9 protein-coding genes and 1 pseudogene are annotated in these 13,505 nt (G+C 71.9%); 7 read left to right on the top strand and 3 right to left on the bottom strand.

The genetic code is table 11. The features are described 5' to 3' along the window. Positions 1–599: 599 nt before the first annotated feature. Entirely contained in the window at positions 600–2,384 is a 1,785-nt protein-coding gene (gene gcl / locus AC2XR2_RS35295) for a glyoxylate carboligase (protein ID WP_491517265.1), read from the bottom strand. Positions 2,385–2,707: 323 nt separating this feature from the next. On the opposite strand from gcl, the gene AC2XR2_RS35290 reads away from it, so the two are divergent. The 3 genes and pseudogenes from AC2XR2_RS35290 (at position 2,708) to AC2XR2_RS35280 (ending at position 4,425) form a co-directional block, all read left to right on the top strand. Beyond that, positions 2,708–3,394 carry a hypothetical protein gene (locus AC2XR2_RS35290; protein WP_491518560.1) on the top strand — a complete coding sequence of 229 codons (687 nt, stop codon included), beginning with the start codon at positions 2,708–2,710 and terminating at the stop codon, positions 3,392–3,394. Positions 3,395–3,444: 50 nt separating this feature from the next. Then, positions 3,445–3,942: pseudogene (locus AC2XR2_RS35285) on the top strand (GNAT family N-acetyltransferase); the annotation flags it as partial. Beyond that, positions 3,934–4,425, top strand: a complete 492-nt coding sequence (locus AC2XR2_RS35280) for an NUDIX hydrolase (RefSeq protein WP_491518559.1) — start codon at positions 3,934–3,936, stop codon at positions 4,423–4,425. The pseudogene AC2XR2_RS35285 and the gene AC2XR2_RS35280, both read left to right, overlap by 9 nt. Before the next feature lie 70 nt (positions 4,426–4,495). On the opposite strand, the gene AC2XR2_RS35275 is transcribed toward AC2XR2_RS35280, so the two are convergent. Further along, the gene (locus AC2XR2_RS35275) at positions 4,496–6,091 is read right to left on the bottom strand and encodes an AMP-binding protein (RefSeq protein ID WP_491518558.1); all 1,596 of its coding nucleotides are present in this window, start codon (positions 6,089–6,091) and stop codon (positions 4,496–4,498) included. Positions 6,092–6,105: 14 nt separating this feature from the next. Continuing rightward, positions 6,106–7,773, bottom strand: coding sequence for an AMP-binding protein (locus AC2XR2_RS35270; RefSeq protein ID WP_449349304.1), 1,668 nt, complete (start codon positions 7,771–7,773; stop codon positions 6,106–6,108). A gap of 116 nt (positions 7,774–7,889) precedes the next feature. On the opposite strand from AC2XR2_RS35270, the gene AC2XR2_RS35265 reads away from it, so the two are divergent. The 4 genes from AC2XR2_RS35265 (at position 7,890) to AC2XR2_RS35250 (ending at position 13,503) form a co-directional block, all read left to right on the top strand. After that, positions 7,890–8,720 carry a helix-turn-helix transcriptional regulator gene (locus AC2XR2_RS35265; RefSeq protein WP_491517264.1) on the top strand — a complete coding sequence of 277 codons (831 nt, stop codon included), beginning with the start codon at positions 7,890–7,892 and terminating at the stop codon, positions 8,718–8,720. A 142-nt stretch (positions 8,721–8,862) separates the two neighbouring features. After that, positions 8,863–11,679 carry an ATP-binding protein gene (locus AC2XR2_RS35260; protein WP_491517263.1) on the top strand — a complete coding sequence of 939 codons (2,817 nt, stop codon included), beginning with the start codon at positions 8,863–8,865 and terminating at the stop codon, positions 11,677–11,679. Between the two features lie 213 nt (positions 11,680–11,892). Continuing rightward, on the top strand, positions 11,893–12,684 hold the full coding sequence (locus AC2XR2_RS35255) for a S1 family peptidase (RefSeq protein WP_330263594.1): 792 nt from the start codon (positions 11,893–11,895) through the stop codon (positions 12,682–12,684). Between the two features lie 171 nt (positions 12,685–12,855). Continuing rightward, positions 12,856–13,503 carry a LysE family translocator gene (locus AC2XR2_RS35250; protein ID WP_491517262.1) on the top strand — a complete coding sequence of 216 codons (648 nt, stop codon included), beginning with the start codon at positions 12,856–12,858 and terminating at the stop codon, positions 13,501–13,503. Positions 13,504–13,505 lie beyond the last annotated feature (2 nt).

Here is a 13,505-nt window from a genome sequence, read left to right as displayed (position 1 = left end):
GCTGACATCTGTCCTGTCGCGCCCAGGCGGTGGCGCCGCCCGGTACCACAACACGTTCGAGACTCCCTGCCCCGACGCACCGGCGACCCGGATGAGGGGTGGTCGCCCGGTGGCGGGCGGGGCAGGGAATGGACCGCGGCGGTGTGCGAGCCAGTGCGGTGGTGAAGGCGCCGGAACCTCCTTCTTCGACCTGAGGGAAGGGGGCGTGCCGGTACCGTCGCTACCGCCGCGGTCCCGCGTGGGACATGGCTCTGCCGTGTCCTGCGCGTTTTTTGCGTTCCGGTGCTTCGTGGCTGGTCGCGCAGTTCCCCGCGCCCCTGAGTGGGTGCAGTCAAAGCACGTCTGGCTGTCCCCCCTAGGGGCGCGGGGAACTGCGCGCGACCAGCCCCCACCGGCCCGCAGCCGAAACCTCAAATCAAGCTCTGAACATGGGTCAAGGGGCTTCAACCCGACCCTGCCTCGGGCACATTCTCTACACGTGAGGGCCCGCCGGCACGGGGGCGGCGGGCCACACGACGGGGGACGGCCTCGGGGGAGCCGGGCACGGGAAAGGGCGGTCCGACCATCACGGTGGGACCGCCCTTCAGCCGTGCGCGGTGTCAGACCTTGAGCGTCCTGATCGACGTCGGCGCGTGCGCCGGCTCCGTCGCGAGCTCCTCGAACTCGACCACGTTCCCGATGTCGTTGGTGGTGGACATCGAGATGTTGGTGACCCGCTCCAGGATCGCCTCGACGACCACCGGCACCTGGAACTCCGCGGCGAGCTTCTTCGCCTGTTCCAGCGCCGCCCCCAGCTCCGCCGGGTCCGTCACCCGGATCGCCTTGCAACCGAGGCCCTCGGCGACCTTGACGTGGTCGACGCCGTAGACGCCCAGTTCCGGGGAGTTGACGTTCTCGAACTCCAGGTTGACCTGGAAGTCGATGTCGAAGGCGCGCTGGGCCTGGCGGATCAGGCCCAGGTAGGAGTTGTTCACCAGGACATGGATGTACGGGATCCGGTGCTGCGCCCCGACGGCCAACTCCTCGATCATGAACTGGAAGTCGTAGTCGCCGGAGAGCGCCACGACCTGCGCCTCCGGGTCGGCCTTGGCGACGCCCAGCGCGGCCGGGATCGTCCAGCCGAGGGGGCCGGCCTGGCCGCAGTTGATCCAGTGCCGAGGCCTGAAGACGTGCAGCATCTGGGCGCCGGCGATCTGGGAGAGGCCGATGGTGGAGACGTACCGGGTCTCCGGGCCGAAGGCCTTGTTCATCTCCTCGTAGACCCGCTGCGGTTTGATGGGGATGTCGTCGAAGTGCGTACGGCGCTGGAGGGTCGCCTTCTTCTCCTGCGCGGACGCGGCCCAGACGCTGCGGTCGGGCAGCTTGCCCGCGGCCTTCACCTCCCTTGCCACCTCGACGAAGAGGGCCAGGGCGGCCTTCGCGTCGGAGGCGATGCCGTAGTCCGGCGCGAAGATCCGGCCGATCTGGGTGGGCTCGACGTCGACGTGCACGAACTTCCGGCCGGCCGTGTAGACGTCCAGCTTGCCGGTGTGACGGTTGGCCCAGCGGTTGCCGATGCCGAGGACGAAGTCGGACTCCAGGAAGGTGGCGTTGCCGTAGCGGTGCGAGGTCTGCAGGCCCACCATGCCGGCGTTCAGCTCGTGGTCGTCGGGCAGGACGCCCCAGCCCATCAGGGTCGGGACGACCGGGGTGCCGGTCAACTCGGCGAACTCGACGAGGAGTTCGGCCGCGTCGGCGTTGATGACACCGCCGCCGGCGACGATCAGGGGGCGCTCGGACGCGTTCAGCATCCCGATCGCCTTCTCGATCTGCGCGCGGCTCGCGGCCGGCTTGTAGACCGGGAGGGGCTCGTAGGTCTCCGGGTCGAACTCGATCTCGGTCAGCTGGACGTCGATCGGCAGGTCGATCAGGACCGGGCCGGGGCGGCCGGAGCGCATGAGGTGGAAGGCCTGCTGGAAGACGCCGGGGACCTGGGCGGCCTCCAGGACGGTGACGGCCATCTTCGTCACCGGGCCCGCGATGGACGCGATGTCGACGGCCTGGAAGTCCTCCTTGTGGATCACGGCGGTCGGGGCCTGGCCCGTGATGCAGAGGATCGGGACGGAGTCGCCGGTGGCGGAGTACAGCCCGGTGATCATGTCGGTGCCGGCGGGGCCGGAGGTGCCGATGCAGACACCGATGTTGCCCGGGTGGGTCCTCGTGTACCCCTCGGCCATGTGCGAGGCGCCCTCGACATGGCGGGCGAGGGTGTGGTGGATGCCCCCGGAGGCCTTGAGCGCGGCGTAGAAGGGGTTGATCGCCGCGCCGGGCACGCCGAACGCGTCCGTGACGCCTTCGCGTTTGAGGATCTCAACTGCCGCGCGGGCAGCGGTCATTCGAGCCATCGAGTACTCCTGCTTCGACTGCTTCAACTGGTCGGCTGTCGGATGCGTACTCCCGTCGCGCCCCGCGGTGAGCACTTCCGTAATACGGAATAAGTTTTCTACTATCTGGAAGCAATGTAGGTCGGTGGGTGAAGAGCGTCAAGAGGCGGACAACGGGACGGCTGCTGGAGGACGATGTGGCCATGTCCGAAAGCGTGCCGCTGCGCTGTCCGGTCTGCCGACGCGAGCACCTCTACGCGGCGCCGACGTACCCGTGCGCGTGCGGCGCCCCTGTCTCGCCGCCGCTGGAGCCGGGTGCGGGGGCGCGGGCGGTCGTCCACCAGGTGTGGGAGGAGACCTGGGTCACCGTCGCATGCATACTCTGCGGACGCCTGGCGGAATGGCCTCACCCCGAGCTGGGGTGCGCCTGCGGGACGGTACTGCGGATTCCGGTGGCGGCGGTCCGGGCACGGCCGGGCACACAAACGACCACCGACGCGGGGAGCGCCGCCCCCACCGGGACGACAGAGGCAGCCGAGGGAACCACCTCCGCCGAGGAAGCGGCCTCCACCTCCGCCAGAACGACGGGCTCCACCCCGCCCCCAGCCTCAGCCGATCCATCCGCCCCCGCCGAAAACACCCCACCCCCTCCCCCACGCCGCCCCTTCCAGCCCATCACCATCCGCACCGCGCGTGATGCCGTGACCGTCGCCGCGCTGTATCTGCGCTGGCTCGGCTATCAGGACATCCGGCGGGCGGACCAGCGGCCGCCGTCCGGGATCGGTCTTGCCGCGCGTGGGCTGCTGGCCCAGGTGGATCCGACCGTGCGGCCCGCCTCGCTGCGGGACGTGGAGTGTCTGTGGCTGACGGCCATGACGGAGTCCGCGCACTGCGTCTACTTCTCCCTGGCCGGCTACACCACCGAGGCCCGCGCCCGCGCCGACGCCCTCGGTGTGCCCCTGTTCGTGCTGGACCTGACCGGCACCCCGCAGCCCGTGAACAGTCCGGCGGACGAACTCGGCGACCCCTGACCCGGAAATCCCGCTCGCCGGAGACGCTCCCGGTGCCCGAGACTCGACACATGCGTATCCGCCCCGCCACCCCCGCCGAACTCCCCGCCCTCCAGGACATCGAGCGCGCGGCGGGAGCCGGTTTCCGGGACCTCGGCATGGCGGCGATCGCCGACGACGAGCCGCCCGCCCTGGACACCCTGGAGCACTACCGCCGGTCCGGCCGTGCCTGGGTGGCCACCGACGAACAGGACCGTCCGGTCGCCTATCTGATCGCCGAACCCGTGGACGGCGCCCTGCACATCGAGCAGGTCTCCGTGCAACCCGACTTCGCGCACCGCAGGCTCGGCCGGGCTCTCCTCGCCCACGCGGACGACCACGCACACGAGGAGGGCCTCTCCGGCCTCACCCTGACCACCTTCACCGACGTCCCCTGGAACGCCCCCTACTACGAACGCCTCGGCTTCCGCGTCCTGTCCGAACCCGACCTCACCCCCGGCCTCAGGAAGATCCGCGCCCACGAGGCGGACCTCGGCCTCGACACCTGGCCCAGGGTCTGCATGCGCCGCGACCGTTCGGTGCCGGCAACGAACCACCGGCCGGCCGCCCGGGTCCTCTGCCTGGACTCCGCCCACCGGCTGCTTCTGCTGCGCTGGCGGGATCCGTCCGACGGGGCGTTGCTCTGGGAGCCGCCCGGGGGCGGCATCGAGTCCGGCGAGACGCCGTTGACGGCGGCGCGACGCGAACTGGTCGAGGAAACCGGCCTCGACCCGGCCGCCGTCCTGGACCGGTCGGTGCTCGTCGACCGCGACGTGCGGTGGAACGGTAAGCGGTACACCGGCACGGAGCACTTCTTCGTCGCCCGGTTCACCGAGGAGCGACCACCCCTGGTGCGGACCGGCCTGCTCCCCGATGAGCAGGCCAGTCTGGACACGTACGCCTGGATCGCGTGGTCGGATCTGGCCGCACTGCCGGACCCGGTCGAGCCACCGCAGTTGCCGACCGTGCTCGGCGCCCTGGTGCCGGACGGACCCTGGTGCGATCGAGCATGACGCCCGGCGCGCGGCCACAGACCCGCCCGCACGCCCCGCGCGGACCCACAGCCCCACCCGAACCCCCGGCTCACTCCCCCCGCGCGTACGTCTCCCGCAGTTCCACCTTCCGCACCTTCCCCGACACCGTCATCGGGAAGGCGTCCAGGATCCGCAGCCGGCTGGGGATCTTGTAGTGGGCCAGCCGGCCGTCGCAGAAGGCGCGCAGTTCCTCCAGGCTCGGCGGTGCGGCCGGGTCGCGCGGGATGACGCAGGCCAGCACCTCCTCGCCGTAGCGCTCATGAGGGACCCCGACGACCTGGACGTCCGCGATCTTCGGGTGGCCGTAGAGGAACTCCTCGATCTCGCGCGGGTAGATGTTCTCGCCGCCCCGGATGATCATGTCCTTGATGCGTCCGACGATCTCGACGTACCCGTCCTCGCGCATCATCGCCAGGTCACCGGTGTGCATCCAGCGCCCGGCGTCGACGGCCTCCGCGGTCTTCTCGGGCTCGTTCCAGTAGCCGAGCATCACGCTGTAGCCGCGGGTGCACAACTCCCCCGCCGTGCCGCGGGGTTGGGTCACCCCGGTCGCCGGATCGACGACCTTTACCTCGATGTGCGGCAGGACGCGGCCCACCGTGCCGGTGCGGTGTTCCAGGTCGTCGTCCCTGCGGGTCTGCAGCGAGACCGGAGAGGTCTCCGTCATGCCGTAGCAGATGGACACCTCCGCCATGTGCATCTCGGCGACCACCCGCTTCATCACCTCCACCGGGCAGGGCGAGCCCGCCATAATGCCGGTGCGCAGGGAGGAGAGGTCGTACGTCGCGAAGTCGGGGAGGTTCAGCTCCGCGATGAACATGGTGGGGACGCCGTACAGCGAGGTGCAGCGCTCCTGTTGCACCGCGCGCAGGGTCGCCGCCGGTTCGAAGGAGGGGGCCGGGATCACCATGCAGGCGCCGTGCGAGGTCGCCGCCAGGTTGCCCATCACCATGCCGAAGCAGTGGTAGAACGGCACCGGGATGCACACCCGGTCCTGTTCGGTGTAGGCGATCAACTCCCCCACGAAGTAGCCGTTGTTGAGGATGTTGTGGTGGGAGAGCGTGGCCCCCTTGGGGAAGCCCGTCGTGCCCGAGGTGTACTGGATGTTGATGGGGTCGTCGCAGGACAGCTCCGGGAACTCCGGGTCGGGAACGGCCCGTTCGAGCAGCGCCTGCCAGCTCGGGTCGCCGATGTACACGACCTCCCGCAACTCCCGGCACCGGCCCCGCACTTCGTCGACCATCGCCCGGTAGTCACTGGTCTTGTGGCTCAGGGAGGCGAAGAGGAGGGAGATCCCCGCCTGGTTGAGCACGTACTCGACCTCGTGGGTGCGGTACGCCGGGTTGATGTTCACCATGACCGCGCCGATGCGGGCGGTGGCGTACTGGACGAGCACCCACTCGGGGCAGTTGATCGCCCAGATCCCCACCCGGTCACCCTTCACGACCCCGGCACCGAGCAGTGCCCGCGCCAACTCGTCGACGTCGGCGCCGAACTGCGCGTAGGTCCAGCGCCGCCCGGACGGCACGTCGACCAGTGCCTCGCGGTCGGGCCAGCCGGCCACGGCCCGGTCCAGGCTCGCGCCGATGGTGTCGCCGAGCAGCGAAGTCCCGCTCGTCCCATGGGTGTACGACAGTCCACTCACCGAAGGCAGTTCGCTCACCGGAAATCCTCCTCGCGATACTCCGCGTCGGACCCGGCGGCGGTCGCCTCCCGCAGCTCGATCCGGCGGATCTTGCCGGACACCGTCTTGGGCAGCTCCCCGAACTCCAGCCGCCGGATCCGCTTGTAGGGCGCCAGCGCCTGGCGGGAGTGCTCGAAGAGCACCTTGGCCGTGTCGGGGCCGGGCTCCCAGCCCTCCGCCAGCACCACGTACGCCTTGGGGACCGCGAGCCGCAGCTCGTCCGGCGCGGGCACGACGGCCGCCTCGGCCACCGCCTCGTGCTCCAGCAGGGCGCTCTCCAGCTCGAAGGGGCTGATCTTGTAGTCGGAGGCCTTGAAGACGTCGTCGCTGCGGCCGATGTAGGTCAGATAGCCGTCCTCGTCCCGCGAGGCCACGTCGCCGGTCCGGTAGTAGCCACCGGCCATCGCCTCCGCCGTACGGTCGGGGTCGCCGTGGTAGCCGGTCATCAGGCCGACCGGGCGGACCGAAAGGTCCAGCGCGATCTCGCCCTCGGCCGCACCGGGCGCGCCGGACACCGGGTCGAGGAGCTCCACCCGGTAGCCGGGGCTGGGGCGGCCCATGGAGCCGGTCTTCAGCACCTGTCCGGGGCTGTTGGAGACCTGCACGGCGGTCTCGGTCTGCCCGAAGCCGTCCCGGATGGTGATCCCCCAGGCCCGCCGGACCTGCTCGATGACCTCGGGGTTCAGGGGCTCGCCGGCCGCGACGACCTCCCGCGGCGGGGTGCGCAGCTGGGTCAGGTCGGCCTGGATGAGCATGCGCCACACGGTCGGCGGGGCGCAGAAGGTGGTGACGCCCGCCCGGTCCATCTCGGCCATCAGACGGGCCGCGTCGAAGCGCGTGTAGTTGTGGATGAAGACGGTCGCCTCCGCGTTCCACGGCGCGAAGAGGTTGGACCAGGCGTGCTTGGCCCAGCCGGGCGAGGAGATGTTGAGGTGCACGTCACCGGGCCTGAGCCCGATCCAGTACATGGTCGCCAGGTGCCCGATCGGGTACGAGGTGTGGGTGTGCTCGACGAGCTTGGGCCGGGCCGTCGTGCCGGAGGTGAAGTACAGCATCAGCGGGTCGTCGGCGAGGGTCGGGCCGTCGGGCAGGAACTCCGCGGAGGCCGCGTAGGCGTCCTCGTACGGCTGCCAGCCCTCCGGTACGCCGCCCACCGCGATGCGGGTGTAGTCGCCGGGCACGTCGTCGAACTTGGCGGTGTCCTCGGCCCGTACGAGCACGTGCCGCACCCGCCCGCGCTCGACGCGGTCGCGCAGGTCGGCGGGGCCGAGCAGCGGGGTCGCCGGGATGACGACGGCCCGCAGCTTCATGGCGGCCAGGGCCGTCTCCCACAGCTCGGTCTGGTTGCCCAGCATGACGAGGATCCGGTCCTCGGCCTCCACCCCGCGCTCGCGCAGCAGGTTGGCGACCCGGTCGGAGCGCTCGGCCATCTCGGCGAAGGACAGCCGGACCTCGCCGCCGTCCTCCTCGACGATGTGCAGGGCGGTGCGGTCGTTGCCCCGCGCGATGACGTCGAACCAGTCGAGCGCCCAGTTGAAGTGCCGCGGCCGGGGCCAGGTGAAGCCCTCGTACGCCGTGGCGTAGTCCTCGCGGTGCTGGAGCAGGAAGTCCCGCGCCCCGCGGAAATCCTCCGTGGCCGTCATCTTGCGTCCTCCTCGTACCGGACCATTGCCGGGCGGCTCTCTGCCATCGTCTAATCCGTGATGCGGGTCTCACTACCCCCGAACGGGGGTGTGTGCCGCGGCGAAGGGACGAACAGGTGACAGTGGACGCGACCGGCGCGGTGGAGATCCGGCGTGCCCTCGTGCGGCTGCGGCGCACCACGGGCCTTCCGGTCGCCTTCGGCGGCCTGGTGGAACCCGGTCGGCCCCGCATCCGGATCAGCGAACTCAGCGGCACGGCCACCGCCTCGCTCCTCGCGCTCGCGGTGACCTCGGGCAACGGCCTGGGCGGCAAGTCCGTCGCGCTGGCCCGCCCGTGCGCCGTCGCGGACTACTCCCTGTCCCGGCAGATCAGCCACGAGTACGACGCCGCCGTCGCCGCCGAGGGCCTGCGCGCGGTGCTCGCCGTGCCGGTGGTCGTACGGCGCCGGGTGCGGGGTGTGCTCTACGGCGCGCTGCGGGACGCCCGCCCGCTGGGCGACCGCACGCTGACGGCGGCGGTGGACGCGGCGCGGGACGTCGAGCAGGCGCTGGTCGCCGGCGACGAGGCGCGGGACGTGCTGGCGGCGGCGCGGGCCGAACCGGCGCCGGGCGACAGCTCCGGCTGGGAGCAGGTGCGGGAGGCGCACGCGGCGCTGCGGGCGCTGGCCCCGCGGATCACCGACCCCGCGCTCAGGGGCGAGCTGCTGGACGCGTGCGCCCTGCTGACCCCGGCGCCCGCGCCCACGGCAGGGGTCGCGCTGACACCGCGGGAACTGGACGTGCTGGCCTGTGTGGCGGCCGGTGCGACGAACGCCGTGGTGGCGGCCCGGCTGGGGGTGGCCGCCGAGACGGTGAAGGCGTACCTGCGGTCGGCCATGCGGAAACTGGGCGCCGGGACCCGGGGCGAGGCGGTCGCGGCCGCCCGGCGGTCCGGGATGCTCCCGTAACGCCGTGGAAACCTGATTCACATACGAACGCTATGAAATTCCTGATGTGGAACCGGTTGTTATCTCCCTCACCACTTCTTCCCTCCGAATTTCACAGCACCTTGCCTAATATTGGCCAGGACGCGCCACAGGGAGGGGAGCGGTGACCGTGCCACGCGACTTCCAGGAGCCCGCGAGAGGCCGCCCCGACGTGGTCATCGGCCGGGACGAACTGTTCGTCCAGGCCCGTGAACAGCTGACCCGCGGCGGCAGCGTGCTGCTGCACGGCCCGGCCGGCATCGGGAAGTCGACCGTCCTGCGGGCCCTGGCCGCGGAATGCGGCGAGGCGGCCCGCACCGTGCTGCGCTGCTCGGCCACCGAGTCGGAGTCCCACCTGCCCTTCCTCGCCCTCGCCGACCTCTTCGGCCTGGTCCTGGACGACATCTCCGACAAGCTGCCCGCCGCCCAGCGCACCGCCCTGGAGTCGGCGCTGACCGGCCGCGGCGAGTCCACCCTCCAGCGCGACGGCCTCGCCCTGCGCCTGGCGGTGCTGTCCGCGCTGCGCGCCCTCGCCGCCGAGGGCCCCGTCCTGATCGTCGCCGACGACATGCAGTGGCTGGATCCCGCCAGTCTGGAGCTGCTCGGGTTCGCCGCCCGCAGGCTCGGCGACATCCCGGTGCGGATGCTGTGCGCGGTCCGGACCGACGGTCCCGAGTACGACCGCCATCTACGCGCGTTGCCCCCGGACAGTCTCGCCGTCCGCTTCAACCCGCTCACCCGCGCCCAGGTGGCCGCACTGCTCGACCACCGCGGCTACACCGGCCTCCAGCGCTCCACCGTCCGTGACATCCACCGCACCAGCGGCGGCAACCCGTTCTACGCCCTGGAGCTCGGCCGCGCGCTCACCGAGAGCCCGGTCCCGCCCCGCCCCGGCGACCCGCTGCCGGTGCCGACCTCGCTGCGGGCCCTGGTGCTGAGCCGGCTGGAGATGCTGTCCGCGGAGGCCCGCCGCACCCTCCTGGTGGCGAGCGCGGGCGCCCGTCCCACCCCGGCCCTGCTGCACGCGGCGGGGCGCGGGGACGCCGAGGCCGAGATGGCCCAGGCGGCCGCGCTGGGACTGCTCGCGACGGAGGCCGAGGGTCCCGCCGTACGCTTCGCGCATCCGCTGATCTCGGCCGCGCTGTACGCGGAGGCGCCCGCGCAGGAACGGCGGGACGCGCACCGGGCGCTGTCCACGGCCGCCTCCGACCCCATCGAGCGCGCCCGTCACCTGGCGCTCGCCACCAACGGCACCGACCCGGAGGTGGCCGCCCGGCTCGCCGAGGCCGCGGCCCTGGCCCGGGACCGGGGCGCCCCCTCGATGGCCGCCTCCCTGGGGCTGCTGTCGGCCCGGCACACCCCGGCCGACAGCGTGCCCGCCCCGGACGTACGGCGGCTCACCGCGGCCGAGGACGCGATCACCGCCGGTGAGCTGGACCTCGCCCGGGACATCGCGCGGGACGTGCTCACGCGGGCCACCGTGCCGGCGGACCGGGTGCGGGCCTGGATCATCGTGATCGACACCGCGGGCCACGCCATGACGGAGGTCGACGCGGTCTTCCCGCAGGCCCTGGCCGACGCGGGCGAGGACCCCGGACTGCTCGCTCTGATCCGCTACCAGCTGGCGTGGCGCGCCCTGCTCGTCGAGGGCGACTTCGACGAGGCACGCGGGGAGGCGGCCCGCTCGGCGGCGCTGGCCGAGCGGGCCGGCGACCGGTACAACGAGCTGATGGCGCTGTCCTTCCAGGCCCAGATCGAGACCCTGATGGGCCACCCGGACGCCCCCGCGACCATCAAGCGCGCCCTCAAGGAACCCCAGGACCCGCGGGTCTCCTGCCACCACAACGGCGCCGGGTACTCCCGCTTCCGCTGGCTGATCATGAGCGACCAGCTGCCCGAGGCCCGGGCCACGGTCACCGCGCTGCTGCGAGAGGTCCGGCGGCGCGGCTCGGTCGAGAGCGAGGTGCACTTCCTGCGCGGGGTGGCCGAGACGGAGCTGCGCTCCGGGCACTGCGGGCGGGCGCTCGACCTGGCCCGGGAGAGCCTGATGATGGCCCGCGACACCGGGATCGGCGAGGTGGCCTCGGCCGTGCTCGCCTCCCTCGCGGAGGCCTCCGGCGGCAATGTCGAGCGGGCGCTCGAACTGGCCCGGGAGGCGGTCGACCACTCCGAGGAGAACGGCGACCAGATGTACGAGTCCCGGGGCCTGGCCGCCCTGGGGTACGCCCAGCTCGTCGCCGGGGACGCGGAGGGCGCGGTGCGCTCGCTGCGCCGGGTGCGCGAGCTGGAGCACGGGCTCGGCATCACCGACCCGGCGCGCGGCCGCTGGCAGGGCGATCTCGCCGAGGCCCTGGTACGGATCGGGGAGCTCGGGGAGGCACAGGACGTCATCGACGTGACCCGGGTGAACGCCCTGCGGCTGGGCCGGGAGAGCGTCCTCGCCGTGCTGGACCGCGCCGAGGCACTGGTGCGGGCGGCGCGCGGTGAACACGAGGCCGCGCTCGACCGGTTGACGTCGGTTCAGGACCGGCTCGCCAAGCTGGGCTACGGCCTGGAGGAGGCCCGCGCCGCCTTCGCGCTGGCCCAGCTGCGCACCCGGCGGCCCGGTCCGACGTCGTACGACGAGTCGGCCCGGCTCTTCCGGCGGTGCCGGGCGCTGCCCTGGCTGCGGCAGGTGGAGGCGGCCGCGCTGACCCGGCCGGTGGAGCCGGTGGGGCCCCTGGCCAGCGCACCGGACGGGCTGGACAGCCTCGAGGGGCTCGCCTCGATGGAGCGTCAGGTGGCGGCGCTCGTCATGGAGGGCGCCACCAACCGGGAGATAGCCGCGCGGCTGTTCATCAGCGTGAAGACGGTCGAGGCGACCCTGACCCGGGTCTACCGCAAGCTCGGCATCCGCTCCCGGGTGGACATCGTCCGCCTGGCGGCGGGGCGCAGGCCGTGACCGAGGGATCGTCAGCGTCGTTCCCGCAGGGCCGACCGAGGGTTTTCCCTGCCCAACTCCCTTAGGGGCTTCCCTCATTGGGAAGGGGAACTTCCGCGTTCTAGCTTATGAACGTGCCGCTCGCCCGGGCATACGGGGGTCGGTCCCGCGACCCCCGTGTACCACCCCCACACCCGCGCGACCCCCCACCGGCAACCCTGAGGAGACTCACTGATGTTCGGGCTCACTCGTGCGAAGAAGGCCGGCGCCGTCGGCCTGGCGACGGCCGCTGCCGCCGCCACCGCGTTGCTCAGCGCCCCCACCGCTGTCGCCGCTCCCCAGCCCATCGTCGGCGGCACCACCACGACGACGACGTCGTACCCGTTCATGATGCAGATCACGGACGCCTCGCAGAACCAGTTCTGCGGCGGCACCCTGGTCTCCCCGACCAAGGTGGTCACCGCGGCCCACTGCATGGTCGGCGAGACCACCAGCAGTGTCAGAGTCGTCGGCGGCCGCACCTACCTGAACGGCACCAACGGCACGGTCAGCCGGGTCAGCAAGATCTGGATCAACCCGGGCTACACGGACGCCACCAACGGCGACGACGTGGCCGTACTGACCCTGTCGACGTCGATGCCGTACACCACGGCGTCGTACGTCTCCTCCTCCCAGACGAGTGTGTACGCGGCCGGCACCACGGCCCGCATCCTCGGCTGGGGCACCACCTCGTCGAACGGCAGCTCCTCCAACCAGCTGCGGACCGCGACCGTCCCGATCGTGTCCGACTCCAGCTGCAAGAGCTCCTACGGTTCGGACTTCGTCCAGTCCGACATGGTTTGCGCCGGATACACCTCCGGCGGCACAGACACCTGCCAGGGCGACAGCGGCGGTCCCCTGCTCATCGGGGGCGTCCTGGCAGGGATCACTTCTTGGGGAGAGGGCTGCGCGCAGGCCGGTTACCCGGGTGTCTACACCCGGCTGACGACTTTCTCCAGCCTCGTGACCGCACAGGTCAACTCGTAGGTCCCCAGAGGTTCTCCTGAGCATCCCTCAGGTGAGAAGCCGGGGGCGTTGCGGGCCTCCACGAGCGGCCCGCAACGCCCCCTGTCCATGTCCGGACGTCTGCGAGGTCCTGGAGCCGGACGTCTGCGAGGTCCTAGAGCCGGACGGCGGATGCCTGTTTCAATGACCGCCATGGTGTCCACGGACCGTGTCCTCGCCTTCGCCGCGATGTCCCTGCTGGTGATCGTCATCCCGGGGCCCAGCGTGCTGTTCGTCATCGGCCGCGCGCTGGCCCACGGCCGCCGTACCGCGGTGGCGACGGCGCTCGGCAACGTCCTCGGTTCCTACCTGCTCGTGGTGGCCGTGGCGATCGGGATCGGCTCCCTGGTGGAGCGGTCGGCGACCGTGTACCTGACGGTGAAGCTGGCGGGCGCCGCCTACCTCGTGTTCCTCGGGATCCAGGCCTTCCGGCACCGGGGCGAGCTCAAGGCCGCGGCGATCACCTCCCGGCCCGCGGGCCCGGCGCGGGGCGACCTGCGGACCGTGCTCGACGGCGCCCTCGTCGGCGTCACCAACCCGAAGGGCGTCGTCTTCTTCGCCGCCGTGCTCCCCCAGTTCGTGGACCACGCGGCGGGCCACGTCCCGGCCCAGATGCTGCTGCTCGGCCTGGTCCCCATCACCATCGGCCTGGTCACGGACACCCTGTGGGGCCTGACCGCGTCCGCCGCCCGCACCTGGTTCGCCCGCTCCGACCGCCGCCTGTCGCTGATCGGCGGCGCGGGCGGCTTCACGATGATCGGGCTCGGCCTGACGGTGGCGGTGACCGGGCGGGCGGACTGAGA

Source organism: Streptomyces sp. LS-MS-L19, assembly GCF_058382285.1.
The sequence above is the reverse complement of the archived record's forward strand: the minus strand, read 5'-3'. Positions and strand labels throughout refer to the sequence as shown.